Below are 25,619 nucleotides of genomic sequence, written 5' to 3' on the forward strand. Positions count from 1 at the left end.
TCAGCTGATCGACCGTTCCGGCTCGCGGGAATGCGAAACCAGCTCGATGGCCGGCGTCGAATGCCGCCCGCCGCCGAGGCGCTCGACCCCGCGCAGGCCCTCGACCAGCCGCTCGACCTCGGTGTCCGGCCGCACCCCGAAGCGCATGAACTGGCTGGTCATGCCGATCTTGTTGCCGCACTGGCGCACCAGCAGGTGGTGCTCGGCGAGCAGGTAGTCGCACAGCTCGGCGCCGTCGACCGAGCCCGGCAGCTTGACGAGCAGGAAGTTCGCCTGCGACGGGAACACCGTCAGCTCCGGGAACTGGTTCAGCTGCGAGTTCATCATGAACCGGTCCAGCGCGAGCTTCTTCAGGCTTTCCTCGTACTCCGCGCGGTGCTCGGCGAGCATGAAGATCACGGTCTCGGCGAGCGAGTTCAGGTTCCACTTCGGCAGCGCGGCCGACAGCTTGCGCGTCAACGCGGGGTTGGACACCTGGTAGCCGAACCGGATCCCGTGCAGCCCGAAGTTCTTGCCGAGGCTCTTGAGCACGACGACGTTCGGCCGCACGACGGCTTCGGCCGCCACCGACGGGTCCCGCTCGACCTCGACGAAATCGATGAAGGACTCGTCGATCACCACCAGGTCGAGATCTTCGAGCGCGTCCATGAACCGGATCACCTCGCGGCGCGGCAGGTAGCCGCCGTCGGGGTTGTTCGGGTTGCACAGCACCGCGACCCGGGAGCCGCGGCGCTTGATGAACTCGACGTATTCGTCCACGTGCAGCTCGAAGGTGCCCGATTCCTTGAGCGGGAACATGTCGACGCGCTTGCCGGTTTCCAGTGGCTGGTCGGTCCAGCGGCCGAACGTCGGGATCGGCACGGCGACGCTGGAATCGACCAGCAGCCGGTCGATCCACGTGATCAGCTCGGTCGAACCGTTGGCGAGGGAAATCGTCGACGGGTTGAGCCGCAGCACGCTCGCCAGCTGCGCGGTGATCGCGCCCGCGTCGCTCGGGTAGAACTTGAGGATCGTGCGGAGGTTGCGTTCCAGCTCGCCGAACATCTCTTCGGTGGGGAAGTACGGGTTGCAGGGGATGCAGAAGTCCGCGAGGTCGTCCGCGTGCTGCCCCATCGCCCTGGCCACGGCGAAGAACGACGGGCTGTGGGCCGCGCTCTGCTGGAAAAGGCCGCTGGTGGTCATACCGTGCCGCACGCGTGGTCTCCGTCCGCCGCTTACCGGCCCCTTGCCTTCCCACCCGGGACACGTGCGAACCGGGAGCCCGGTTCAATGCCGGACAGGGCGTAGAGCCCGGTGCCCGCGAGCACCGCCGCGGCCAGCGCGGACACGGCCAGCACCGGAAGCGGCGCGGCCAGCGGGTCGACGCCGGTGAACGACTCGACGCCGATCACGGCGGTGAGGACCAGGTCGGCGGCCACCGCGACGCGCACGACGCGCAGCCGGTGCGCCTCGGGCCAGCGGGTGAACCGCAGCACCCAGGCCAGCGCGGGCAGCACGAGGATCGCGTGCATCGCGACCGCGTGCAGGGGCTTGAGCGCACCCGCCGTCGTGTAGGCCAGCTGCGGGTCGCCACCGCGGGCCGCGACCACGCCGCGGCCGATCATCACCGCGCCCGTGGCCAGCGCGACCAGCAGCACGACCAGCCCGGCGCGGACGGCCAGGCGCAGGCTCGGCGCGTCGGGCCCGGGCTCGACCAGCGCGGCGGCGGTGAACCCGATGACGGTCAGGATGATCACCCCGCCTCCCGCGGCGAGCGTCATCGACACGGCGTTGTCGAACGGCGTCTCGAAGTTGAAGTGCGACGGCACCCCGCGCCACGCCTGCGTGCTGACCAGCACGACCTCGGCGACGCTCGCCGCCGTGAACGCGCCGAGCAGGGTGGTGCGCAGCCGCGGGCGGACGGTGAGGAACGACGTCGCCCAGGCGACCGACGCCAGCGTCAGCCCGAACGACAGGCCGAAGGTAACGGCCTTGCGCATCGACAGCGGGCCGAGCCACGAGCCGCCGGTGGCGATGAGCACGATCGCGTGCGCGACGCCGCTCAGGAAGAGCACCGCGCCGACGGCGTAGGCGATCCGCTCGGCGCGCCTGCCGTCCTGCCAGATCCGGGTCAGTGCGTTCATGGCCCGAAGTGTCGCCCGCGGACCCGGGTCACCGCGTCGGCCCGGCGTCGACACCACGGCGTACGACAGCGGGCGTACGGCAATGCGGAAGAATTTGGAAAAAGGGAGTGTAAAGAATTCTTGGTTTTCTTGACCCGGATATTGCCGAAAACGGTGTCCGGCGCCACTCGGCAGGCGGATGCGCGGTGGTCTCCGGCGTCCTACCATCGAATCATGTACATCGCACTGCTGACCCACACAGCACCCGAAACAGAAGTCGACTACGCGCTCCCGGACCATTCGGACTGGGTGCGCAAACAATTCGCGAAGGGCTTCTTCCTCCTTTCCGGAAAAGGTACCGGCGCCGCCGACCAGGTGATCCTGACGCGCTCGTGCCTGCGCGGCAAGCTCGACGCCGTGCTCGCCAGCGACCCGTTCGTCGTCCAGCGGCTCGCCCGCTACGAAGTCATCGAGTTCACCGCCACGCGCACCGCTCAGGAGCTGCTGGCGATCAACGAGGCCATCGCCTCCTGAGGAGTCCGCCACGGCCGGGTGGCCCGGCGACGATGCCCCGCCACCTGCCGGCGAAGAACGGAACGCTCACCCGCTCGGGCGGCGCTCGCCTATGATCGCGAACGCACGGACGTCCAGCAGGGAGAGCCGATGAACACCCCCGACCTCGTCTTCCGGGGCCGCCGGTCGAGCAGGGACCACGCACTGGTGCTGGCCGCGCTCCCGCCGTCCCGTGACGCCGTGCGCACCGCCGTCGCCGACGGCGCCGACCTCGTGGGTTTCGCCGGATCCGGCGTCGAACCCCTGGTCGCGTGGACGCGCGAAACCTTTCCCGACCTCGTCATCGGTGTCGACACCGAGGACGCCGACGTGGCGGCCGCCTGCTGCGAGGCGGGCGCCGACCTGATCCTCGCGCGCGCCGACCTCGTGGACGTCGCGGCCCGCTTCGGCGCCGGGTACGCCGCTTCCGACGTGTCCGGCGCGGTCGCGCGCGGGGTGCCCGCCGAGGGCGTCCTCCGGGTGGTCCCGGCGGCCGCGTCGCTGCCGGACGACGTCCCCGTCCTGGTCGAGGTGGCCGGGGACGGGAGCCCGGCGGGCCTGGCGCTGGCCGCGCTCGCGGCGTCGGCCGGGGCCGCGGTCATCCGGACCACCCACGTGCGCGAGACGCGGCACGTGGCCGAGATGGCGGCCAGCATCGCGGGCACGCGCCCGCCGGCGAAGGCGGTCCGATGGGAGTGATCCGGCAGATCTGGCCGGTCGAGCGCGGTCTGGACGACCACGACCTCGAGCAGCTCTACCGGTACCCGGCCGACCCGAAGTGGCTCGCGGTGAACTTCGTGTCGAGCACGGACGGCGCGATCACGGTCGACGGCCGGTCGGGCGGCCTGTCGACCCCGGCCGACCGGATCGTCTACCGGCTGGGCAACGACCTGGCCGACGTCGTGCTGGTCGGCGCGGGCACGGCGATGGCGGAGGGCTTCGAGGGCCTGCGCCCCGACGAGCGCACGGCGGAGCGCCGGCACCGGTTCGGGCTGGACCCGATCGCGCCGGTCGCGGTGGTGACGACGGGCCGCTCGCTGCCGCCGGACGCTCCGGTGATCACGAAGGCGGCGGTCCCGACGCTCGTCTTCACGTGCGCGGCGGCCCCGGAGTCCCTGCGCGAAGCGTGGGCGGCTAACGGCGCGCGGGTGTTCGTCACGGGCGAGGCCGAGGTGGCGGCCGAACTGGTGGTTTCGACGCTGGTGGCGGAGGGGCTGGGCCGCATCGACTGCGAAGGCGGCCCTCACCTGTTCGGCTCGCTGGCCGCGGCGGGCGTCGTCGACGAGTTCCGGTTGACGGTGGCGCCGTTCCTGGTGGCGGGCTCGTCGAGCCGTGCGGCGGTCGGCGCCGCGATCGACCCGGCCGAGTTGGAGCTGGCTTCGGTGCTCACCGACGGCGCGAGCATCCTGCTGCGGTACCTGACTCCCTGCTAGCGCCCCAATGTGGCCTTCGGTGCGTCAGACGCAACCAAGGCGGCCTTCGGTGCGTGAGACGCAACCAAGGCCACATTGGGGCGCTCGGCCCGGGTGGCGCTAGAGCAACCGGCGGAAGTGCGCCGCCAGGTCGAGCCGGACGGCGTCCGCCGGGCTCAGCCAGGCGAAGCCGTCGTGTTCCTCGGGGTTGAGCACGACGTCGTCGCGGCCGTCTTCCGTTGCGGTGTAAACGAAAGCGTGGATCTCCATCGGCCGTCCGGCGATGTCCGGCCACGAATCGCGGGAGAGTTCGCCGGTCACGCGCACGCGCAACCCGGTTTCCTCGGCCACTTCGCGGACGGCCGCGGCTTCGACCGGCTCGCCCGGTTCCACGGTGCCGCCGGGCAGCTCCCAGTGGCCCGCGCGGAACACGCCGGGGCCGCGGCGGAGGAACAGCACCTCGTCGCCGCGCGCGATCCAGCAGTAGGCGAGGTCTTTGCGCGCGATCTCCGTCATGCGCGCGATTCTCGCTCAGTTGGTCTTCGACGTCGGCAGGTGGGCGCCCAGGTAGCCGACGTACACCGTGCCCGTGCGGTCGGTGTCGTCGAGGAAGTGCAGGCGCGGCGCCGGGGATTTGAAGCGCTCCAAGGCGATGTGCGCGCCGAAGTAGTCGCGGCCCGCCGGGTTCGTCTGCGGGTCGACGCGGAACGTGCGCGCCTGGCGGAGCCGTTCGTTCGTGGTCACCGTGTCCGACTCGGCCAGCGCGATGATGTTCGCGCTGATCAGCGAACCCGGCTGGCCGGTGCGGGCGAACGCGAGCACGTCCGACAGCTCGGGGCCCGGGTCCTGGCCCGCGTCGAGCAACGTCGTCCGCGCGCCCGCGTACGCGTCCAGGGTGCGCAGCGCGTCCCACGCCTTCCGGCGCCAGGCGGCGGCTTTCGGGTGGTGGTCGAGGATCGCGGCCGGGGCCGGGTCGGCCGTGATCGCCAGGTGCTCGAGCGACTCGGCCGCGCCGATCAGCTCCGCGAAGCTCGGGAACTCCTCCGGCGGGCACTCGGTGGCGGCGACGTCGTCGGCCGCGTCGTGGTAGCGGGCCAGCGTGCCGGCCAGCAATCCGTTGACGCGCCTCAGTTCGTCGCGTTCGGCTTCGGTTTCCTCGAACGCGCGCGCGTAGTCGTCGACTTCTTCGTGCAGCCGCGCGAGCTGAGTACGCAGGCAAGCGACGTCGACCACCGACAGCTCTTCGAGACGGCAGCGGAGCGCCTTCACCTCCTCGGCGTGGCGATCCCGCTGTTCGGTGGCCGCCTTCGCCTTCTTGCGCAGGATCGTGATCACGCCCCGCGCCTCGGCCAGCTCGCGTTCGGCGCGGCCGAGCTTCTCGACGAGCTCGGCGTCGGGTTCCCGCTCAGGCGAAGCGAACGGATCCGCGTCGTACCAAGCCCGCACGCTCGGCACGTCCGCCCACTCCTCCGGCAGCGGCGTGCGGCCGCGCGTCTGGATGAGCCGGGTGATCGCGCCCTGGAGCGCCTCGCCGGAAACCGGGCTGGCGGTTTCGACGAAGTCCGGCAGCTGGTCGCACGGCGGCACGTACAGCCGCGCGCCGAGCGGGACGGCGCAGCCGAGCGGGAGGTGCCGGTTGAGGGTGCGGCGGAAGCGGTCGTCGACGTCGAAGACGTTGACCAGGCCGGGCCAGCCCGCCACCGGCACGGTCGGCGGCTCCGTGAGCACCAGCACGGCCGACGTCCGCCACGGCGCCACCAAGGCCTCGCCGAGCAGGTCCGCGACGCGGTCGCACTCTTCGCGAGACCAGCCCCGCATCGCCAGCACCGGGGCCTCGATGGGGATTTCGTCGCTGCCGCTCGCGCCGAGTTCCTCAAGCCCGATGCGTTGCGCGGGTGCTTCGTAGCAACTGCGCCACGGGCGCGTGCACGCGGCGGCGAGCAGCCACGCCACCCGGTCCTCCCCGGCGTGGTAGCACAGGGACAGCAATACCTGAACGGAGTAACGGTTTTCCGCGCCGGTCCACGCGAACTTCAGGTCGCAGCGGCGCGACCCGCCGTCGTCGGTCGAGCCGAGATCGCTGACGGTGTAGTCGTCGTGCTGCCGCTGCCGGGTGATCAGCCTGCTGCGCAAGGCGTCCAGCGGGCGCTTGCCTTCGGTGGGGACCAGTCCGTGGTGCCAGATCCGGTGCACCCCCACGGGACTCAACTCCGTTCGCCGGCAACAGGACCTCAAGCGAACATAGCGGATCCGGTGACCGACCGAACGCGGGGCGTCACGTCGTGGAACGGGTCCAGAAGCAGAAGGGATGCCCGGCGGGGTCGAAGCAGACGCGGACGTCGTCCTGCGGCTGGTAGTCCGCGACGACGGCCCCCGCGGCGGTGGCGACCGCCGTCGCCGCGGCCAGGTCGTCGACCTCGATGTCCAGGTGCAGCTGCATCTGCTGCGCACCGCCGGCGGGCGGCCAGACGGGTGGGATGTGGTCGGTCTCGAGCTGGAAGGACAGGCCGGCGCTGCCGTCGTCGGGGCGCAGGGTCACCCACTCCGGCTCGTCGGTGCGGATGGGCCAGCCGAGCAGCTTCGAGTAGAACTCGGCGAGGGCCCGCGGTTCGGGCGTGCCGAGCACGGTGGAGGTCAGCTTCATGATCCGGGGATTACCCACCGGACGGCGGGTTCTACCGGGCGGTCTGGGTGTCGAAGTAGGCGACGGGCGGGCCGACGTGCCGCCACGACGTCGTCGCGAAGACGGCGGCACCCGAGAAGGCGAGCAGCAGCGTCAGCACGGCGAGGGTGACCCCGGCCCGGCCGGGGCCGCGCGAGCCCGCGCTGACGCCGAAGACCAGGCCCAGCACGCCGATCGGCAGCAGGGCGAACCACAGGGCGCCGAGCACCAGCACGAACGCCTGCGTCACCCAGGAGTACGCCCAGGCCGTCACGATCGGCGGCCGGACGACCAGCCAAGCCGCCCAGGTCGCGACGGCCAGCGTCAGGCCGGACGCGCCGATCGCGCGCGCCGCGATCGCCAGGCCACGGCCGGGCCGGGTGGTTTCCTCCGCGTCGAACTCCGGTGCCCCCATGCCGGGAACATCAACTCCGGGAGGCCGGGCGTTACCGGAATACCGCGGCGCCACCGGGGTTGCACCGTGGCACAGGCGTTGAGAGCACTGAGGGAGCCGCCATGTCGTCCGAGCACATCCAGGGGACCGTCGCCGCCGGGTTCGAGTCCGTCCGAGCCGAGTTCGCCGCCGTCGCGGCCGCCGAGGGTGGTGACTACGCCGCTCAGCTCGTCGCGCACCTCGACGGGGAGCGGGTCGTCGACCTGTGGACCGGCCCGGAGCTGACCGCCGACTCGCTGACCGGCGTCTTCTCCTCGACGAAGGGTGCCGCGCACCTGGTGGTCGCGCTGCTGGTCCAGGACGGCGTGCTCGACCTCGACCAGCGCGTCGCGCACTACTGGCCGGAGTTCGGCGCCGCGGGCAAGGACGCCGTCACGCTGCGGGACCTGCTCGCGCACCGGGCCGGGGTCGTGGGCGCCGACGGCGGGTTCACGGCCGAGGAGATCGCCGACGACCGCGTGATCGCCGAGCGGCTCGCCCCGCAGCGCCCGTACTGGCGGCCCGGCACGGCGTTCGGCTACCACGCGCTGGTGATCGGCGCGCTGACCGGCGAGGTCGTCCGGCGCGTCACCGGCCGCAGCATCCAGGAGCACTTCGAGGAGCGCGTCCGGCAGCCGTTCGGCCTGGACTTCTACCTGGGGTTGCCGGAGGAGCTGGAGCCGCGGTTCCTGACCACGCTGCCGATGCTGCCGACGCCGGAGCAGCTGGCCGAGCTGGAGGCGAACGCGACCGGGCCGGACAGCCTCACCGGCATCGCGTTCAACCGCAACCATCCGAAGGCGCCGGAGCTGTGGGAGCTGCCGAACCTCGAAGTGGTCCGGCAGCTGAGCCCGGCGTCGGTCGGCGGGGTGGCGTCGGCACGCGGGCTGGCCGGGATGTACGCGGCGGCGATCGGCGGGCTGCTGAGCCCGGCGACGGCGGCGGAGTTCGCGCAGGTCCACTCCATCGGCTACGACCTGTCGACCCGCAAGCACAACGCGTTCGGCCTGGGCTTCGCGGTCGTGTCGGACGAGTACCCGGTGCTCGGGCAGGGCGCGTTCGGCCACAGCGGCGCGGCCGGGTCCCAGGCTTTCGCGGACCCCCGCAGCGGGCTGGCGTACGGCTACAACCGCCGCCGCTTCGCCTTCCCCGGCGGGGCGGCGCCGGAGAACGCCCGCCTGATCCGCGCGGTCCACGCGGCCGCGACGGCCTGACGGTCCACAAAGGACGAATGGGGGCGGTCCGCCGGGCGCGGACCTGCCGCTCTCCCCGGAGGCACGAGCGCCCTCCCCCCGGAGGCACGAGCTGGCCTGACCGGCCGGTGAGCCGGTCGGCCGGACCCCGTGCCGGTCGGCGCCGAGCCACGTGCGCCAGGCGGTCCGGTCGCGGCGGCGCGGTTCCGGCCGTTCCGTGTCCGGCGGGACCACCGGTGGCGGGACCACGTGGCGACCCGGTCGGCACCGGGTGGCGTGCGCCGGGCGGCTCGGTCGCGGGGGCGGCGGTTCCGGCCCAGGCGGGCACCGTCGGGCCCGGGACCACGTGGCGACCCGGTCGCGAGCGGCGTGCGCCGGGCGGCTCGCTGCACGCAGCCGAGCACCCGGGCCGTGTCCGGCGGACCACGGCACTCCGCACGGGCATGCGTGCACGTCCGGAGTGGACGCCGTTACAGACTTCACCCGTTAGGACGGTCCAGCCGGAACGTTTGGCCTGTTCATCGAGGCTGGCCTGACTTTCCGTAGCGAAAACCCTCCCGATCAATGCTCCGTTGTGCAACCATTGGGCCGTTCGCGGGGAGAGGGCCCCGCGAGAGGGGGACTCACCGTCACGGCCGCGTCCCCGTGTAGATCCCCAGGGGAGAGGAGATCGACCATGTCGACGCCCACGGACACCAAGCCCGAAGAGACTCCGGAGCCGACCGAGGAGCCGGCCCCCGTCGTCGAATGGACCGACGAGAACGGCAAGGTCCACAAGGACCACCCGGTCCACATCGAGTGCAGCGCCAGCTGCTACGAGTAGGACCCGGAGCTTGACCGATTCGTGATCGCCCGCCTGCCGATCTTTCGCCGGTAGGCGGGCTTCTTTCTGCTACGGACTGTGCTGTCATAGGAGAGTGCCTGTGACAAACCTGGACCCGGTCGAGGCCATCGAGAGGGTCCGAGCGCTCCAGCAAGCAGCCTCCGACGCTTCCTGCGTGGCGCGCTTCCACGAGGGCGTCCGCTTGCTCAAGCGAGGCATGGCCCTCCTCGACGCGGTCCACCCCGTCGCCGAGGAGCACCGGACCGACTGGCTGGTCGCGCGGATCCGCCTGTCGAGCCTGCTGGTGGCCCTCCGGTCGGAGATCAGCGGTGACGTCGCCGCGGGCCTCGCCGGGCTCGACGACGTCCGGCTGCTCATCAGCGCCGTCGAAGAGCCCCTGCTGCACGCCGAGCTGAGCGGCGCCCTGAACCACAACTACGCCATGCGGCTGAAGTCGGTCGGGCGCAACGAGGACAGCCTCAAGTACTTCGAAGCGGCGCTCGAGCACAAGGAGTTCCGCCTGGCGCACGCCGAGGACCCCGGCTCGCTCATGGGCACCTACGTGCTGAGCCTGTCGTCCCGGGGCTGGGTGCACACCCTGCTCGGCAACGTCGGCCAGGCCCGCGACGACCTCCGCCGGGCGGTCGAGCTCGCCGAGAAGTACGAGCTCCACGCGCTCGCCGGGGACGTCCGGCGCAACCTGGGCACCCTCGCGCTGCGGACCGGTGACGTGCCGGAGGCGCTGCGGCTGTTCGAGGAGAGCGAGCGGACCTACCGCACCATCGGCATGGACCCGCCCGCGGTGCTGGGGCGGGAACAGGCGCAGGCGCTGCTCGCCGCCGGCCTGGCCGACGAGGCCAGCGACCACCTCGACGAGGTGCGCGTGATGATGGAGAAGGACGTCAGCGTCGCCCGCGAGCTGGCGACCGTGGAACTGCACCGCGCCACGGCCGCGTTGATGACCGACGACCTCGACCTCGCCCGGGAGACCGCGGCGGCCGCGCGCCGCCGGCTGCAGCGGGTGGGGTGCCAGACCTGCCTGGCGAACGCCATGGTCATCGGCCTCAAGGCCGACACGCGGGACGCCCTGCGCGGCGGCGTCGTGCCCGGCGGCCTGCCGACGCGGGCCCTGCGGGCCGCGGAGAAGATGCAGCTGCCCCGGCTGACCGACCAGGCCGCCACCGCGCGGATGCTCGCCGTCCGGCTCGACATCCGGCGCGGCAACCTCAACCGCGCCGTCGAAACCCTCGCCAAGGTCCCGCGTCCCGGGCAGCTCACCCCGATCGACTACCGGATGCTGCGGCGCCTGTGCCGGGCCGAGCTCGCCGTCGCGCAGGGGAGCCGGGCCAAGGCGCTCACCGAGATCCGGTCCGGCCTGACCGAGCTCGACGCCGTCCGGGACCGGATGGGCGGGCTCGACCTCGTCTCCGGGACCGCCCTGCACGGCCAGGAACTCGCCGATCTCGCCGTCAAGCTCGTGCTCGAACGCAACGACGCCCGGCGCCTGTTCGTCTGGCTCGAGCGGACGCGGGCGCAGACCTACCGCTACGAACCGCTGTCCGCCGGGACCGATCCGGAGCTCGCCGCGCGCGTCGCCGAGGTGCGGGGCCTCGGCCAGGCCATCCAGGAGGCCCAGCACGACGGCCACCCGATCGCCGGGCTGCGCGCGAAGTACAACGAACGGCTCCGCGAAGCCCAGCGGCTCGGCTGGCACACTGGGCGCTGGGGACGGCCGCGGCCGGTGGCCGGGCTGCACGAGGTCGTCGAGCGGCTCGGGGACCGGGCCATGGTCAGCTTCGCCGCCTCCGGGGACGAGCTGGTCGCCGTCGTCGTCGCCGGGGGCGAGTGCAAGCTGGTGCGGCTCGGGTCCGCCGGCGCCGCCGCCGAGTCCGCGCGCGTGCTCAACGTCGACCTCGACGCCCTCGCGCCGGACAACCTGCCGGAGCGGCTCGCCGAGGTCGTCATGGCCTCGGCGCGCAAGCAGGCCGACAAGCTCGACGCCCAGCTGATCCGGCCGCTGGCCGAGACCATCGGCGACCGCGAGCTGGTGATCGTCCCGACCGGGCCGCTCTACGCCGTGCCGTGGGGAGTGCTGCCGGGCCTGCGGGGACGGCCCACGGTCGTCGCGCCGTCGGCGACGGCGTGGCTCGCCGCCGAGCTGGCGAAGTCGCCGCGGGCGCGCAAGATCGTGCTGGTCCGCGGGCCGGGCCTGGCCGGGGCGCGCGGTGAGCTGGAGAAGCTGACCACGCACTACCGCACCGCGACGACCATGACCGGCGCCAAGGCGACCGTGAAGTCCGTGCTGCGCGCGATGGACGGCGCGAAGCTCGCGCACTTCGCCGCCCACGGCGCGCACGAGCCGGAGAACGCGCTGTTCTCCCGGCTCGAACTCGCCGACGGCGCGTTGTTCGGCCACGAGATGGCGGGCCTGCGGCAGCCGCCGCGGCAGGTCGTCTTCGCCGCGTGCGAGCTCGCGCTCAACCGGATCCGGCCGGGCGACGAAGCGCTCGGGTTCGCCAGCGCCCTGCTGGCCAGCGGTTCGCGGACGGTGATCGCCCCGCTGTCCCGCGTCGGCGACCTGGCCTCGGCGGCGGCGATGGACGACTACTACCGCGCGCTGGCCGTCCGGGACAGCCCGGCGCTGGCGCTGGCCGACGCGATCGCCGTCGACCCGTTCCGGCGGCCGTTCGTCTGCCTCGGCTCAGGCTGAGAAGGCCGGGGGCGACCAGACGAGCCGCGGGTCGGTCTGGACGAAGCTGCCCAGCAGGTGGTCGACGCGGGTCAGCACGTCGAGGTCCAGCCGGACCCCGGCGGCCTTGGCGTTCTCGGTGACCTGGTCCGGCGTGCTGGCGCCGACCACGGCGGCGGCGACGGTCTGGTGCTGGAGTGTCCACGCCAGGGCGAGCTGGGCCATCGTCAGCCCGGCTTCGTCGGCGACGCCGCGCAGCATTTCCACGCGCTCCAGCAGTTCCGGCATCAGCAGCGGCCGGGCGTGGGCCGGGCCGGCGGCGCGCGAGCCCGCCGGGATGCGCCCGTCGTGGTACTTGCCGGTCAGCACGCCCTGCGCGAGCGGCAGCGACGCGAACTGGCCGACGCCGATCCGCTCGCCGACCGGCATGACCTGCGCCTCGGCGACCCGCCACAGCATCGAGTAGTGCGGCTGGTTCGAGATCAGCGGGACGTCGTACTTGTCCGCGGCCGCATGGGCTTGCAGCAGCTGCTCGGCCGTCCACTCCGACGTGCCGACGTACCGGATCTTCCCCTGGCGCACCAGGTCCGAGAGCGCGAGGAAGGTCTCGGCGACCGGCGTCCGGTAGTCGAAGCGCAGCAGCTGGTAGACGTCGACGTAGTCGGTGCGCAGCCGCTTCAGCGACCCGTCGAGCGACGCGATCACGTGCTTGCGGCTCAGCCCGGCGTCGTTCGGCCCGGGTCCTTCCGGCCAGAAGACGCCGGTGCACAGGACTAGGTCGTCGCGGCGAAGTCCGGCGAAGGCCGCGCCGTAGGCTTCTTCGGCCGCGCCGCCGTCCCAGGCCGCGGCGGTGTGGAAGGTCGTGACCCCGGCGTCCAGTGCGGCTTCGACGCAGCCGGGGGCGCCGTGCGTAAGCCAGTTGCCGTAGGCGATTTCGCTCACGGCGAGGCCGCTTTGGCCGAGCCTGCGGTATTCCACGTCAGCCTCCCACGGCCATCTCGTCGATCCACGCGTCCACCGCGCGGGCCTTGCGGGCGAACGTCTCCCGCACCGACTCGTGCGGCAGGATCAGGAACTCCTCCTTGCCGAGCCCGTGGACCACCGCCTCGGCGACGTCCTCCGGTTCGAGCAGCGGGGCCGCCGCCGCGATGGCCAGTGCCGCCGGGTGGCCCGCCGCGATGCCCGGCTCGAGCAGGGCCGTTCGCACTCCGAGCGGGCACAGCGCGCTCACCCGCACCCCGCGCGGCCGGTACGTGATCGCCAGCCACTCCGCGAGGCCCACCGCCGCGTGCTTCGTCACCGAGTACGGTGCGTCGCCCGGGGTGCCCAGCAACCCGGCCGCCGACGCCGTCAGCAGCAGATACCCTTCGCCGCGGGCGAGCATCGACGGCAGCACCACCTGCGCCGCGTGGACGTGCTGCATCACGTTCAGCTCCCACGACTTCGCCCACTGCTCGTCCGCCGCGTGCACGCCCGTGCCGAACGCGGCGCCCGCATTGGCGCAGAACAGGTCCACCGGGCCGAACTCGGTGCGGGCCGTCGCGACCAGGGCCTTCAGGTCCTTTTTGGACGTCGCGTCGGCGGCCGCGGCCGCGGCCCGGCCGCCGCCCGCCGTGATCTCCGCGGCCACCCGCGAGGCGCCCGCGGTGTCGACGTCGGACACGACCACCCCCGCCGCGCCCTCCGCGGCGAAGCGGCGGGCCATCGCCGCCCCGATCCCGTGCGCCGCGCCGGTCAGCACGACCACTCGTCCGGTCAGTTCCACGCGGGCTCCAGGTTTTTTCGGCGGCAAATTGTCACGTGCGTGCGGGAATTGCTTTTCCCGATTGCGACGCGGGTGATAAAAGTGCTGGTCAGACCCATGATCGTGCCGTGTTCCACGGTTTCGTACATTAGCACGAGTATTGCGTTTCACTGGCCGGGTGCGTTATTTCTGATGATCGCCCCACCCCGCGCACAGGAGGTCCGCCGATGGCCGAGCTCGTCCCGCCGTCGCACGCTCGACGGCTGCGGTGCCTCCACTTCGGCGACCCCGACGCGGTCGCCGCGACCGCCCGCGGCGGTGGTCTCGGCGTGCTCGACGGCGCCGATCCGGCGGACTTGCGCCTGGTCGCCGCCCGGGTCCGGGTGCCCTACGGCGTCCGCACGAACGGCCCGCTGCCCGAGGGTGCGGCCTTCGCCGTCCGCACGACGGCTCCTTGGGCGGGGGCGCTCGCCGAAGTCGCCGACGCCGAAACCGCCGCCGAGGCGGTCCGCGGCGGCGCGCTGGGTCTCGTGGCGCGCGGCGGTGAGCTGAGCGACTTCGTGCTGCTGCAACAACTTCTCAACGCCTTCGACGTCCTGGTGTGGGGCACCGTGGCCGGGCCGCGGACGGCGGTCGGCGCTCTCGCCGGGGGTGCGGCCGGGGTGGTCGTGCAGTCCTCTGTGGACGCCGAAGAGATCACGCGCCGGATCGTCGGGGCCGAGGTGCCCACCCCGACGCCGTCCGACCGGCTCTGCCGGACGCTCGGCAGCGCCCTGCCGGTGATCCAGGGCCCGATGACGCGCGTGAGCGACCAGCCGGGCTTCGCGGCCGCGGTCGCCGAGGCGGGCGGCTTCCCGTTCGTCGCGGTGGCCACGGCGACCGGCGCGCGGACCACCGAGCTGCTCACGCGCACCGCCGAGCGCCTCGGCGACCGGCCGTGGGGCGCGGGCATCCTCGGCTTCGTCCCCGACGACCTGCGCGCCGAGCAGCTCGCCGCGATCCGGGCCGCCCGGCCGCGGTGCGTGCTCGTCGCGGGCGGGAAACCGGGACAGGCCAAGGCCCTCGAAGTCGAGGGCATCGCGACGTTCCTCCACGTGCCGTCGCCGGTCCTGCTCGGCCAGTACCTCGACGCCGGGGTCCGCCGGTTCGTCTTCGAGGGCGCGGAATGCGGTGGGCACGTCGGCCCGCGGTCGAGTTTCGAGCTGTGGGAAGAACAACTGGCCGTGCTCGGCGCGGCGAAGGACGTCGAAGTGCTGTTCGCGGGCGGGATCCACGACGCTCGCTCGGCCGCGGTGGTCCGCGCGATGGCGGCGCCGCTCGACGCCGTCGGCCTCCTGATGGGCACCGCGTACCTGTTCACCGAGGAGGCCGTGACGCACGGCGCGATCAGCGGCCTGTTCCAGGAGCGCGCGCTCGCCGCCGACTCGACCGTCACCCTCGAAACCGCGCCGGGTCACCGCACGCGGTGCCTGCCCAGCCCGTACACGACGGAGTTCGAGCAGGTCAAGGCGAGTCTTCACGACCTGCCCGCGCAGGAAGCCTGGCAACGGCTCGAGGAACTGAACACCGGACGTCTGCGCGTCGCGAGCAAGGGCGTCCGACGTGACGGGGCGCCGCTCGACGCGGAAACCCAGCTCGCCGAAGGCATGTACATGGCTGGTGAGGTCGCCGTGCTGCGCGACCGCCGGACCACGATCGCCGAGCTGCACCGTGAAGTCACGTCGGGGCGGACGTTCAGGCGCCCAGCGGAACCCACAGCGGACGCGGACTCGCAGGACATCGCCGTCATCGGCATGGCCTGTACCTTCCCGGGCGCGCCCGACCTGGAAGCGTTCTGGTCGAACATCCTGCGCGGCGAGGACGCCGTCACCGAGGTGCCGCCGGAGCGCTGGGACCCGGCGGTCTACTTCGGACAGTCCACGTCGAAGTGGGGCGGGTTCCTGCCGCCGGTGGCCGTCGACCCGCTCGACTACGGCATCCCGCCGTCGGCGATGGGGGCCATCGACCCGGCGCAGCTCGTGTCGCTGGAGACCGCGCGCCGCGCGCTGGCCGACGCCGGGTACGCCGAGCGGCCGTTCGACCGCGAACGCACGAGCGTCGTGTTCGGCGCGGAGGCGGGCGGCGACCTCGCCAACGCGGGCACCCTGCGGTCCCTTTTGGACGGCTACCTCGACGAAGTGCCGCCCGAACTCCTGGCCCAGCTGCCCGCACCCACCGAGGACACCTTCCCCGGCACGCTCGCCAACGTCATCTCGGGCCGGATCGCCAACCGGCTCGACCTCGGCGGCGCGAACTACACGGTCGACGCCGCCTGCGGCTCGTCGCTGGCCGCGCTCGACCTCGCCACCAAGGAGCTGCGGGCCGGGACGAGCGAGCTGGTCCTCTGCGGCGCCGTCGACCTGCACAACGGCATCCACGACTACCTGATGTTCACCTCGGCGGGCGCGCTGTCGCCGACCGGCCGCTGCCGCCCGTTCGACGCGGCCGCCGACGGGATCGCGCTCGGCGAAGGCGTCGCCTGCCTGGTGCTCAAGCGCCTCTCCGACGCCGAGCGCGACGGCGACCGGATCTACGCCGTGGTCAAGGGCGTCGGCGCGGCCAGCGACGGCAAGGCGCTCGGCCTGACCGCACCCCGCCCCGAAGGCCAGCACCGCGCGCTCGAACGCGCTTACCGCGACGCGGGAGTGTCCCCTGTGGACGTCGGGCTGGTGGAGGCGCACGGCACCGGCACGGTGGTCGGCGACGCGACCGAACTGCGCACCCTGACCGGGTTCTTCACCGACGCCGGTGCCGAGCCGGGCAGCTGCGTGCTCGGCTCGGTGAAGAGCCAGATCGGCCACACGAAGTGCGCGGCCGGGCTGGCCGGGCTGATCAAGGCCGCCCTGGCCCTGTGGCACGAGGTCGTCCCGCCGACCCTGCAACTGGCCAAGCCCAACGCGGCCTGGGACCCGGCGGCCAGCCCGTTCACCTTCACCACCGCCGCGCGGCCGTGGGCGGACCCGGCCCGGCTGGCCGGGGTGAGCGCGTTCGGCTTCGGCGGCACCAACTTCCACGCCGTGCTCGCCGCCGGGCCGGTCGCCCCGGACCGGCGGCACGGCCCGCGTGACTGGCCCGCGGAAGCCGAACAGACGCTGAAGGAGATCCGGCGCGCGGACGCCGACCCGGGCAAGATCGCGTTCCTCTTCCCCGGTCAGGGCAGCCAGCGCCCCGGCATGCTCGCCGAGCTGTTCGTACACTTCCCCGAGCTGGCCGACCTGCTCCGGCTCGCCCCGGACGTCGCGGAGAAAGCGTTCCCTCCCCGGGCTTTCGACGCCGACGCCGTCGCGGCCCAGGAAGCGGCGCTGACCGACACCCGCGTCGCGCAGCCCGCGCTCGGCTTGGTCGAGACAGCGGTCGCGCGGCTGCTGGACCAGGTCGGTGTCCGCCCGGACTTCCTGGCCGGGCACAGCTACGGCGAGCTGGTCGCCCTGTCGGTCGCGGGTGCCTTCGACGCGGAAACCCTGCTGCGGCTGAGCCGGGCGCGGGCGAAGGCGATCGCCGACGTCGCCGAGCCCGGCACGATGGCCGCGGTCAAGGCGCCGCGCGACGCCCTCACGCCGACCCTGATCGGCCCGGACGTCGTGGTGGCCAACCACAACGCGCCCGAGCAGGTCGTCCTGTCCGGACCGGTGCCCGCGGTCGAACGCGCGATCCGGCGGCTGCGCGAGACCGGGATCGCGGCCAAGCGGATCCCGGTGGCGTGCGCGTTCCACAGCCCGCTGGTCGCCGCCGCGGGTGACGCCTTCGCGGCGGAACTCGCGCAGGAGTCCATTGTGGAGCCGCGGTTGCCGGTGTGGTCGAACCGCTCGGCCCGGCCGTACGACGCCGACGTCCGCGGCGAGCTCGCGGCGCAGATCGGCGCGCCGGTGCGGTTCCTCGACGAGGTCGAGGCGATGTACGCGGCGGGCGCGCGGACGTTCGTCGAGGTCGGCCCCGGCCGGGTGCTGTCCCGGTTGGTCGCGGAGATCCTCGGCGAGCGCCCGCACACCGTCGTCGCCTGCGGGCCCGACCTGAACGGCTTCCTGGCCGCGTTGGCGCGGCTCGCCGAGGCGGGCGTCGACGTCCGCACCGAGCGCCTGACGCGGCCCCCGCGTCCCGAACCGTCCCCCACCGCCTGGGCCGTCGACGGGCGGTCCGCCCGCGCGCCCGGCGCCGAGGCCCCCGCCCTGCCCCCGGCACGCAGAATCCGGAGTACCGCCATGACCCAGCCCGCCCCCGGCCGCGACCAGGCGATCGTCGACTTCCTGCGCACCACCCGAGAACTCGTCGCGGCGCAGCGAGAGGTCATGCTCGGCTACCTGGGCAGCGCGCCCGCCCCGGTGCCCGTGGCCGCCCCCGCGCCCGTGGTGGTGGTCGAAGAACCCGCGCCGCAGCCCGAACCGGAACCGGAAGCCGAGGCCGACGTGCTCGGCACGGTGATCGGCGTGATCAGCGAGCGCACCGGCTACCCGGCCGAGATGATCGCCGGCGACCTCGACCTCGAGGCCGACCTGTCGATCGACTCGATCAAGCGCACGGAGATCGCGGGCACGCTGCTGTCGCGGCTGGGCCTGCCCGCCGACGACCGCACGGACCAGCTCAGCCGCGACCGCACGGCGAACGCGCTGACCGCGCACCTGGAGAGCTGGCTGAACCCGGCACCCGCGGCCACCGCGCCCACCCGGTACCGGCTCGAACGGGTGCCGGTGCCGCTCGACCCGGACCCCGAGCGGCTGCGCGGCAAGTCCGTGGCGGTGCTCGGCGACGACGACGCCGTGCGCGCCGCGTTCACCGGCGCCGGGGCGGAGATCGTCGCGGGCGCCGCGGACATCACCGTCGTCCTGGCCGCCGGTCTCGACGTCCCGGACGTGTTCGCGCGGCTCAAGGGCTTGAGCGGGACCGTGCTGGTGGCGGCCGAGCCGGGTACGGCCGGGCTCCGCGGCCTGGTGCGGTCGGCCGCGCTCGAGCGCGAGGGCGTCACGCGGCTGGTCGAGGTGACGCAGGACGTCGCGAAGGTCCTGGTCGACGAGGCCCTCAGCGACGGCCCTTCGGTGGTCGGCCACGACGACGGCGGCCGCTTCACGATCGAACCGAAACCCGCCGACCTCCCGTCGATCGCCTACTCCGGCGCCGGTCCCGGCGGTGGCGAACTGGCCGCGCTGGGCCTGGGCCCGGACTCGGTGGTGCTGCTGCTCGGCGGGGCCCGCGGGATCACCGCGCGCACGGCGGTCGCGCTCGCCGCGGCCGGCTGCCGGATCGAACTGGCGGGACGCACGCCGTGGCCGGGCGAGCCGGACGACCTGCCCGCCGACCCCGCCGCGATGCGCGCGGTGCTGGCCGGGCGCGGGGGTTCGGTCGCCGACATCGAACGCCGGGTGAAGACCATGCTGGCCCAGCGCGAGATCGGCCGGACCCTCGACGAGGTCCGCGCCGCGGGCGGCGTGCCCCAGTACCGGGCGCTGGACGTTCGCGACGCCGACGCCGTGCACCACCTGGTGAAGGACCTCGGCCGGATCGACGGGGTCGTCTTCGCCGCCGGGGTGATCGACGACAAGCTGATGGCGGACAAGGACGAGGCGTCGTTCCGGACCGTCTACGAGACCAAAGTGGACGGTACGCTGGCCCTGCTCGCCGCGCTTGAGGAGCACGGCGCCGAGCCGGGGTTCCTGGCGTTCTTCGGCAGCATCGCCGCGGTGCTCGGCAACCGCGGGCAGACGGACTACGCCGCGGCGAACGACGCGCTGGAGGCGCTGGGCACGAGCTGGCGCGGCCGCGCGGTGACCGTCCACTGGGGACCGTGGGCGCCCGGCGGCGACCACGGCGGCATGGTGTCGCCGGAGCTGGCGCGCGAGTACGAACGTCGCGACGTCGGCCTGCTCGACCCCGGCGAGGGCACCGCGGCCCTGCTGCGCGAGCTCGCCTACGGCACGGACCGCGCGGTGCTCTACACGGCGTCGCTGTGGTGAGCCAGCAGCAGCCGGTGGCCGTCGTCGGCATGGGCGTGTTCCTGCCCGGCGCGTCCACAGTGGACCAGTACTGGCGGAACCTCGTCGAGGGCACCGACGCCGTCACCGACGTCCCGCCGCACCGCCGCGACCCCGCCTTCCACGGCCACGACGGCACCGGCCCGGACCGGACGCACGGCCGCCGCGGCGGCTTCACCGCCGATACCCTCGACTTCGACCCGGTCGCCCACGGCGTGCCGCCGACGTCGCTCGCGGGCACCGAGCCGGACCAGCTGACCGCGCTCGCCGTCGCCGCGGCGGCGGTCGACGACGCCGGCGGCCTCGGCAGGCTCGGCGACCCGGAGCGGATCGGCGTCGTGCTCGGCCGCGGTGGCTACCTCTCACCCGGCCTGCAGGGCTTCGACCAGCGGGTCCGCACGGTCCGGCAGATCACCCGCACGGTCGGCGAGCTGCTGCCCGCGGCCGGGCCGGAGGTGCTCGACCGGCTCCGGACGGCGTTGCTGGAGCCGCTCGGCGAGTTCCGGCCGGAGACCGCCGCCGGGCTGGTGCCGAACCTCGCCGCGGCCCGCGTCGCCAACCGCCTCGACCTCGGCGGCCCGGCGTACACAGTGGACGCCGCATGCGCGTCTTCGCTGGTCGCGGTCGACCAGGCGATCTCGGAGCTCACTCGGAACCGCTGCGACGTCGTACTGGCCGGGGGCGTGCACCAGACGCAGGACGACACGCTCTGGTCGCTGTTCACCCAGCTCGGCGCGCTGTCGCCGAGCCAGCGGATCAGCCCGCTCTCGCGTGCCGCCGACGGCATGCTGATCGGCGAGGGCACCGCGGTCGTCGTGCTGAAGCGGCTGGCCGACGCCCGGCGCGACGGCGACCGCGTGTACGCCGTGGTCCGCGGCAGCGGCACGTCGAGCGACGGCCGGGGCGCAGGCCTGCTCAGCCCGTCGGTGGCCGGGCAGACCCTGGCCCTGCGCCGGGCCTGGGACGGTCTCGACCCCACCCGGATCAGCCTCCTCGAAGCCCACGGCACCGCCACCCCCGCCGGGGACGCGGCCGAGCTGACCACCGTCGCCGACGTCTTCGGCCAGGCCGACGGGCCGCGCGCGGTGATCGGCTCGGTCAAGTCGATGATCGGGCACACGCTGCCGACCGCCGGGGTCGCCGGGCTGGTCAAGGTGGCCCTCGCGCTGCACCACGGCGTGCTGCCGCCGACCCTGCACTGCGCCGACCCGAACCCGTTGCTGGACAAGACCCGCTTCCGGGTGCTGGCCGAGGCCGAGCCGTGGGGCGTGCTGCCCCGGGTGGCCGCGGTCAACGCGTTCGGGTTCGGCGGGGTGAACGCGCACGTCGTGCTCGAAGCCGGGGACCCGGCGCCGAAGCGGCGGGTGCGCGTCGACGAGCCGGAACGCGTGCTGCGCCTGGCCGCGACGACCCCTGAGGAACTGCTGGACCGGCTCGACCGGCCTGGCGCCGACGTCGGTGCCGGCCCGTGCCGGATCGGGATCGTCGGCCCCGACGACCGCAAGCTCGCCACCGCCCGCAAGGTGATCGCCAAGGTCGCCGCCGAGGGCCGGTCGTGGCACGGCGGCGCCGACGTCTGGTGCGGCGTCGACCCGCTGCTGCGGGGTGGCAAGACCGTGTTCCTGTACCCCGGCCTGGAAGCCGACGCCGAGCCGCGCCTCGACGACGTCGCCCGGCACTTCGGGCTCGACCGTCCACAGTGGTCGACGGCGACCGTGCCCGCGCGCGCGACGAGCGTGTCGGCGACCGGGCTCCTGCTCGACCAAGCCCTGCGGAGGCTGGCGATCCGGCCGGACGCGCTCGCCGGGCACAGCGTCGGCGAGTGGACCGCGATGCAGGCCGCCGGGATGTACCGCGCGGAGCCGGACCTGCTGGAACGGTACTGGCCGGAGGGGTTCACGCTGCCCGAAGCGGACTACCTCGTGCTCGGCTGCCCGGCCGCGCGGGTGGCGGAGCTGCTCACCGGCGAGCTCGTGATCTCCCACGAGAACGCGGCCAAGCAGACCATCGTGTGCGGGCCGCCCGACGCCGTCGCCGGGTTCGCCGCCACCTGCCGCGGCCTCGGGATCGTCGCCAGGACGCTGCCGTTCCGGTCCGGGTTCCACACGCCGCTGATGCGACCCCACCTGGCGCCGTTCGCCCGGCTCGTCGCCGAACTGGACCTGCGCGCACCCGCGCTGCCGGTGTGGTCGGCGACGACCACCCGGCCGTACCCGGCGGCCGCGGCCGAGGTCCGCGCGCTCTACCTGGACCACCTGCTGCGCCCGGTCCGGTTCCGCGAGCTCACCGAAGCCCTGCACGAGGCGGGGTTCCGGGCGTTCGTGCAGGTCGGCGCGGGCCAGCTCGGCTCGTTCGTCACCGACACCCTCGGCGAGCGGCGGCACCTGGTGGTCGCGGCCGCGTCCGGCACGCGCGCCGGGCTCGCGCAGCTTCACCGCGTCGCGACCGCGTTGTGGACCGAGGGCGGCGACCCCGACTTCGCCGCCCTGGAACCGAAACGGATCCGGCTCAACACAGGCAACGCCCTGCTGTCACTGGGCGAATCGGCTTGCGGCCTGCTGGATACCGAACCGCTGCCCGAGCTGCCCGCCGGGGTGCCGGACGCGATCGTCGCCGAGTTCACCGCGCTGCTCACCGAAACCCGGCGGAGCGCGGCCGACGTCGTCGCGGCGGCCGCGCGCCGGCGTACCGAGTCCACTGTGGACGTATCGCTCGCGGCGATGCCGTACCTGCGCGACCACCGGTTCTTCCGGCAACGCGACGGCTGGCCCGACGAGTCCGACTTCCGGCCGGTGGTCCCGGCGACGACGCTCGTGGACCTCGCCTGCCGCGCCGCCGAACGCACCTGGCCGGGCACGAAGGCCGTCGCGGTGCGGGACGCGGTGTTCAGCCGCTGGCTGATCGCGTCGCCCGCCCAGCGGGTGCCGGTGTCGATGAGCCGCGAGGGCGACCGGGTGACCGTCGAAATCGGGCCGTACGCGCTGATGACCGTCGAGCTGGGCGGTTTCGGACCGCCGCCGTCGCCGACCGCGCCACCCGGGCCGGAGACCACGCCACCGCTGACCGCGGCCGAGATCTACGCGCGGCGAGAGATGTTCCACGGCCCGGCCTACCAGGGCCTGGCCCGGCTGACCGGCCTCGGCGAGCAGCACATCCGCGGCGAGCTGGTGGTGCCGTCCGCGCCCGGCGGCCTGCTGGACAACGTCGGCCAGCTCCTCGGCTGCTGGCTGATGGCCACCCGGTCCGACGGCCTGCTCGCCTTCCCGCGCTCGATCGGCGGGCTCACCTGGTACGGCCCGGAACCCGAGCCGGGGACGCGGCTCGAGTGCCTGGTGCGGGTCCGCCTGCCGCGGCCGGACGTGCTCGAGATGGACGCCGAGCTGGTCCGGGACGGGCGGGTGCTCGCGGGCATCGAGGGCTGGCGCGACGTCCGGTTCCCCTGCGACCGCGCCGCCCACCGCGTGTACGCCTTCCCCGACCGGCACCTGCTGGCCGAGCGCCACGACGACGGCCGCGTCACGGTCACCGACCGCTGGCCGACCGTCGCCGCCCGGGACATCTACGCCGGGATCTACCTCAGCGCCGCCGAGCGCGCCGAGTTCGCCGCCGTGCCGCCGCTGCGGCAGCGCGGCTGGCTGCTGCGGCGCATCGCGGCGAAGGACGCCGTCCGCGCACACCTGGCCGAGCCGGTCTACCCGGCGGAGATCCGCGTGCACGACGACGGCACGATCTCCGGCCGCCACGGCCGGGTGCTGCCCGCGCTCGCCGTCGCCGTCGAGCTGACCGGGGAAACCGCCACCGCCGAACTCAGGAGCCAGCCATGACCACCGCCCCCGCGTCCGTCTTCGACATCGTCGCCGAACTGCTCGCCGAGCTCGTCGGCGACACCGAGGTGCTCGGCGTCGAGATCACCCCGGACACGACGTTCCACGAAGACCTGCAGCTGGAGAGCATCGACCTGGTGACCTTCGCGAGCATCCTCGCCGAGCACTTCGGCGCGGAGGTCAACCTCGCCGAGTACCTGGCGGAGAAGGACCTCGACGACGTCATCGGGCTGACCGTCGGCGACATCGCGCGGTTCGTGGGGGAGCGCACGTGCCTACGATGACCGTCAACGGGCTGCGCACCAACGTGCAGCTCGTGCCCGCCGGCGGCACCGAGACCGTGGTGTTCCTGCACGGCATGGGCACGGACAGCCTGGCGAGCTTCTACCTCACGCTGGCGCCGCCGGTCGCGGCCGCGGGCGTCGACGTGATCAGCTACGACCTGCGTGGGCACGGCAAGACCGAGCGCCCGGAGCGCGGCTACACGCTCGGGGACTTCGTCGCCGACCTCGACGACCTGCTGCGCCAACTGGGCGTCGACCGGCCGGTGCACCTGGTGGGCAACAGCTTCGGCGGCACGCTCGCCTACAGCTACGCCGTGGCCAACCCGGACCGGGTGCGCAGCATCGTGTGCATCGAATCCGAGCCCGCGACCGATGTGTGGGCCGAGAAGATGAGCCAGATCCTCGCGCACACCGTGAAGTTCCTGCAGGTGGAGGAGAGCTTCGACTGGATCGAGGCGAACTTCAGCGCCCACCACCGGCGGCTCGCGCGGATGGCGGCCGAGCGGATCACGTCGACGAAGATGGCCGAGGAGGTGCCGCTCGGGCCGTTGCTCACCTGGGAGCAGGTGGCGGCGATCGCGTGCCCGGTCCTGTCCATTTTGGGCAGTCACGGCTACCAGGCCGACGACCTCGAAGCCCTGACGTCGCTGCTGCCGAACGGGGAGCTGCACGTGTTCGAGGGGCAGGGGCATTCGGTGCTGGTGGAGCAGCACCGGGAGGTGCGCGAGCTGGTGCTCAAGTGGATCGAACGGCACGCGGCGTGAGGTTCCTGCTGGTCGTCCCGCCGCTGGCCGGGCACGTGGCGCCGTTGCGCGCGGTGGCTTCGGAGCTGTCGGCGCGCGGACATGCCGTGGCTTGGTGCGGTCCCGAGCCGGAGGTGTCCACATTGGTCTCCGGGCACGTTTTCCCGGCCGGGGACTCCGGGCCGTTCGCGTTGGCGTTGCGGCCACCGGAGCTGCGGGGATTCGCCGCGCTGAAGTACCTGTGGGAGTCGTACCTGGTGCCGTTGGCCGACGCGATGGTGCCGGGGGTGGCAGCGGCGGTCGACGCCTTCGAGCCGGACGTGGTCGTCGCGGACCAGCAGGCGATGGCGGGAGCGTTGGTGGCGGCGCGGTGCGGGTTGCCGTGGGCGACGTCGGCGTCGACGTCGACCGAGCTGGCCGACCCGCTGGGGTCGTTGCCGAAGATCGCGTCGTGGGTTTCCGCGTTGCAGGCGGGATTGCGCGCCAGGCACGGCGTGCTGCTCGGCGACCTGCGGTTCTCGCCGCACCTGGTGCTGGCGTTCACGACCCAGGCGCTGGCGGGCGAGTCGCGGCTGGCGGTGCCGGTGTCGTATGTCGGCCCGGCGCTGCCTCCGGCTTCGGCCTCGGGTGAGTGGTCCGGTTCGGACGGACGGCCGCTGGTCGTGGTGACGCTGGGGACGTCGAACGCTTCGGCCGGGACGCGGTTCCTGGCGGAGAGCGTCGACGCGCTGGCCGGGATGCCTGCCGTGCAGGGCCTGGTCGTCGACCCCGGTGGGCACTTGATCAGTGAAAGTGTCGAGGTGGTGCGGCGGATCCCGCAGGTGGCGGTGTTCGCGCACGCCTCGGTGGTGGTGTGCCACGGCGGGCACAACACGGTGTGCGAAGCGCTGGCGGCGGGGGTGCCGCTGGCGGTCGCGCCGATCCGCGACGACCAGTCGATGCTGGCCCAGCAGGTGGTCACGGCGGGGGCGGGCGTGCGCCTGCGGTTCGACCGCGCGAAGGCGGCGGACATCCGCAAGGCGATCGAGGCGGCCCCGGCGTACGCGGAAGGCGCGGCCCGCATCCGCGCGTCGTTCTCGGCGGCGGGTGGCGCGGAAGAGGCGGCAACCCACCTGGAAGCGCTGGGCTGAAGGGGACGTTCATCGCATCTGATGCG

At 73.5% G+C, this 25,619-nt stretch carries 19 protein-coding genes; 11 read left to right on the plus strand and 8 right to left on the minus strand.

The annotated features are described in order from the left end of the window. Window positions 1–1,194, minus strand: a complete 1,194-nt coding sequence (locus QP939_RS24555; RefSeq protein ID WP_285459155.1) for a pyridoxal phosphate-dependent aminotransferase — start codon at window positions 1,192–1,194, stop codon at window positions 1–3. A gap of 20 nt (window positions 1,195–1,214) precedes the next feature. Beyond that, window positions 1,215–2,123, minus strand: coding sequence for a hypothetical protein (locus QP939_RS24560; protein WP_285459156.1), 909 nt, complete (start codon window positions 2,121–2,123; stop codon window positions 1,215–1,217). 213 nt (window positions 2,124–2,336) lie between these two features. On the opposite strand from QP939_RS24560, the gene QP939_RS24565 reads away from it, so the two are divergent. From QP939_RS24565 to QP939_RS24575, 3 genes are all read left to right on the plus strand, one after another. Beyond that, window positions 2,337–2,636, plus strand: a complete 300-nt coding sequence (locus QP939_RS24565; protein WP_285459157.1) for a YciI family protein — start codon at window positions 2,337–2,339, stop codon at window positions 2,634–2,636. Window positions 2,637–2,765: 129 nt separating this feature from the next. Next, a complete protein-coding gene (locus tag QP939_RS24570) occupies window positions 2,766–3,353 on the plus strand; it encodes a dihydropteroate synthase (RefSeq protein WP_285459158.1) in 588 nt (195 codons plus the stop codon). Beyond that, entirely contained in the window at window positions 3,350–4,087 is a 738-nt protein-coding gene (locus tag QP939_RS24575; protein WP_285459835.1) for a dihydrofolate reductase family protein, read from the plus strand. The genes QP939_RS24570 and QP939_RS24575 overlap by 4 nt, the downstream gene beginning before the upstream one ends. A 99-nt stretch (window positions 4,088–4,186) precedes the next feature. Here the strand turns inward: QP939_RS24575 and QP939_RS24580 are convergent, their stop codons facing one another. The 4 genes from QP939_RS24580 to QP939_RS24595 all read right to left on the minus strand — a co-directional run bounded on the left by QP939_RS24580 (window position 4,187) and on the right by QP939_RS24595 (window position 7,143). Continuing rightward, window positions 4,187–4,582 (minus strand): NUDIX hydrolase, encoded by a 396-nt coding sequence (locus QP939_RS24580; protein ID WP_285459159.1) that lies wholly within the window; start codon window positions 4,580–4,582, stop codon window positions 4,187–4,189. 15 nt (window positions 4,583–4,597) lie between these two features. Continuing rightward, window positions 4,598–6,265 carry a hypothetical protein gene (locus QP939_RS24585; protein WP_285459160.1) on the minus strand — a complete coding sequence of 556 codons (1,668 nt, stop codon included), beginning with the start codon at window positions 6,263–6,265 and terminating at the stop codon, window positions 4,598–4,600. A 76-nt stretch (window positions 6,266–6,341) separates the two neighbouring features. Continuing rightward, the gene (locus QP939_RS24590) at window positions 6,342–6,710 is read right to left on the minus strand and encodes a VOC family protein (RefSeq protein ID WP_285459161.1); all 369 of its coding nucleotides are present in this window, start codon (window positions 6,708–6,710) and stop codon (window positions 6,342–6,344) included. A 31-nt stretch (window positions 6,711–6,741) separates the two neighbouring features. Next, a complete protein-coding gene (locus QP939_RS24595) occupies window positions 6,742–7,143 on the minus strand; it encodes a hypothetical protein (protein WP_285459162.1) in 402 nt (133 codons plus the stop codon). A 101-nt stretch (window positions 7,144–7,244) separates the two neighbouring features. On the opposite strand from QP939_RS24595, the gene QP939_RS24600 reads away from it, so the two are divergent. The 3 genes from QP939_RS24600 to QP939_RS24610 all read left to right on the plus strand — a co-directional run bounded on the left by QP939_RS24600 (window position 7,245) and on the right by QP939_RS24610 (window position 11,887). Next, window positions 7,245–8,375 (plus strand): serine hydrolase domain-containing protein, encoded by a 1,131-nt coding sequence (locus tag QP939_RS24600; protein ID WP_285459163.1) that lies wholly within the window; start codon window positions 7,245–7,247, stop codon window positions 8,373–8,375. 655 nt (window positions 8,376–9,030) lie between these two features. Further along, the gene (locus QP939_RS24605) at window positions 9,031–9,177 is read left to right on the plus strand and encodes a hypothetical protein (RefSeq protein WP_285459164.1); all 147 of its coding nucleotides are present in this window, start codon (window positions 9,031–9,033) and stop codon (window positions 9,175–9,177) included. Window positions 9,178–9,277: 100 nt separating this feature from the next. Further along, window positions 9,278–11,887 (plus strand): CHAT domain-containing protein, encoded by a 2,610-nt coding sequence (locus tag QP939_RS24610; protein WP_285459165.1) that lies wholly within the window; start codon window positions 9,278–9,280, stop codon window positions 11,885–11,887. On the opposite strand, the gene QP939_RS24615 is transcribed toward QP939_RS24610, so the two are convergent. Then, complete coding sequence (locus tag QP939_RS24615; RefSeq protein ID WP_285459166.1) at window positions 11,879–12,844, minus strand: aldo/keto reductase; 966 nt, start codon at window positions 12,842–12,844, stop codon at window positions 11,879–11,881. The two genes, QP939_RS24610 and QP939_RS24615, sit on opposite strands and share 9 nt — an antisense overlap. Window position 12,845: 1 nt before the next feature. Next, complete coding sequence (locus tag QP939_RS24620; RefSeq protein ID WP_285459167.1) at window positions 12,846–13,631, minus strand: SDR family oxidoreductase; 786 nt, start codon at window positions 13,629–13,631, stop codon at window positions 12,846–12,848. A 206-nt stretch (window positions 13,632–13,837) separates the two neighbouring features. Here QP939_RS24620 and QP939_RS24625 point away from each other — a divergent pair, with 206 nt between their 5' ends. The 5 genes from QP939_RS24625 to QP939_RS24645 are packed head-to-tail and all read left to right on the plus strand — an operon-like array spanning window position 13,838 to window position 25,593. Next, a complete protein-coding gene (locus tag QP939_RS24625; protein ID WP_285459168.1) occupies window positions 13,838–19,594 on the plus strand; it encodes a type I polyketide synthase in 5,757 nt (1,918 codons plus the stop codon). Beyond that, on the plus strand, window positions 19,591–23,436 hold the full coding sequence (locus tag QP939_RS24630; RefSeq protein WP_285459169.1) for a beta-ketoacyl synthase N-terminal-like domain-containing protein: 3,846 nt from the start codon (window positions 19,591–19,593) through the stop codon (window positions 23,434–23,436). The genes QP939_RS24625 and QP939_RS24630 overlap by 4 nt, the downstream gene beginning before the upstream one ends. Next, a complete protein-coding gene (locus QP939_RS24635) occupies window positions 23,433–23,720 on the plus strand; it encodes an acyl carrier protein (protein WP_285459170.1) in 288 nt (95 codons plus the stop codon). The genes QP939_RS24630 and QP939_RS24635 overlap by 4 nt, the downstream gene beginning before the upstream one ends. Further along, window positions 23,708–24,484 carry an alpha/beta fold hydrolase gene (locus QP939_RS24640; RefSeq protein WP_285459171.1) on the plus strand — a complete coding sequence of 259 codons (777 nt, stop codon included), beginning with the start codon at window positions 23,708–23,710 and terminating at the stop codon, window positions 24,482–24,484. Before QP939_RS24635 ends, QP939_RS24640 begins: the two co-directional genes overlap by 13 nt. Beyond that, window positions 24,481–25,593: a glycosyltransferase gene (locus tag QP939_RS24645; RefSeq protein WP_285459172.1), complete on the plus strand. Its 1,113-nt coding sequence runs from the start codon at window positions 24,481–24,483 to the stop codon at window positions 25,591–25,593. Before QP939_RS24640 ends, QP939_RS24645 begins: the two co-directional genes overlap by 4 nt. Window positions 25,594–25,619 lie beyond the last annotated feature (26 nt).

This window comes from Amycolatopsis nalaikhensis (genome assembly GCF_030264295.1).
GTDB lineage: Bacteria > Actinomycetota > Actinomycetes > Mycobacteriales > Pseudonocardiaceae > Amycolatopsis > Amycolatopsis nalaikhensis.

Bases quoted from the DNA above. Each gene is read 5' to 3' on its own strand.
- QP939_RS24625 (WP_285459168.1), top strand. From the start codon at position 13,838: ATGGCCGAGCTCGTCCCGCCGTCGCACGCTCGACGGCTGCGGTGCCTC.
- QP939_RS24565 (WP_285459157.1), top strand. From the start codon at position 2,337: ATGTACATCGCACTGCTGACCCACACAGCACCCGAAACAGAAGTCGAC.
- QP939_RS24600 (WP_285459163.1), top strand. From the start codon at position 7,245: ATGTCGTCCGAGCACATCCAGGGGACCGTCGCCGCCGGGTTCGAGTCC.
- QP939_RS24570 (WP_285459158.1), top strand. From the start codon at position 2,766: ATGAACACCCCCGACCTCGTCTTCCGGGGCCGCCGGTCGAGCAGGGAC.
- QP939_RS24580 (WP_285459159.1), bottom strand. From the start codon at position 4,582: ATGACGGAGATCGCGCGCAAAGACCTCGCCTACTGCTGGATCGCGCGC.
- QP939_RS24590 (WP_285459161.1), bottom strand. From the start codon at position 6,710: ATGAAGCTGACCTCCACCGTGCTCGGCACGCCCGAACCGCGGGCCCTC.
- QP939_RS24595 (WP_285459162.1), bottom strand. From the start codon at position 7,143: ATGGGGGCACCGGAGTTCGACGCGGAGGAAACCACCCGGCCCGGCCGT.
- QP939_RS24605 (WP_285459164.1), top strand. From the start codon at position 9,031: ATGTCGACGCCCACGGACACCAAGCCCGAAGAGACTCCGGAGCCGACC.
- QP939_RS24560 (WP_285459156.1), bottom strand. From the start codon at position 2,123: ATGAACGCACTGACCCGGATCTGGCAGGACGGCAGGCGCGCCGAGCGG.
- QP939_RS24635 (WP_285459170.1), top strand. From the start codon at position 23,433: ATGACCACCGCCCCCGCGTCCGTCTTCGACATCGTCGCCGAACTGCTC.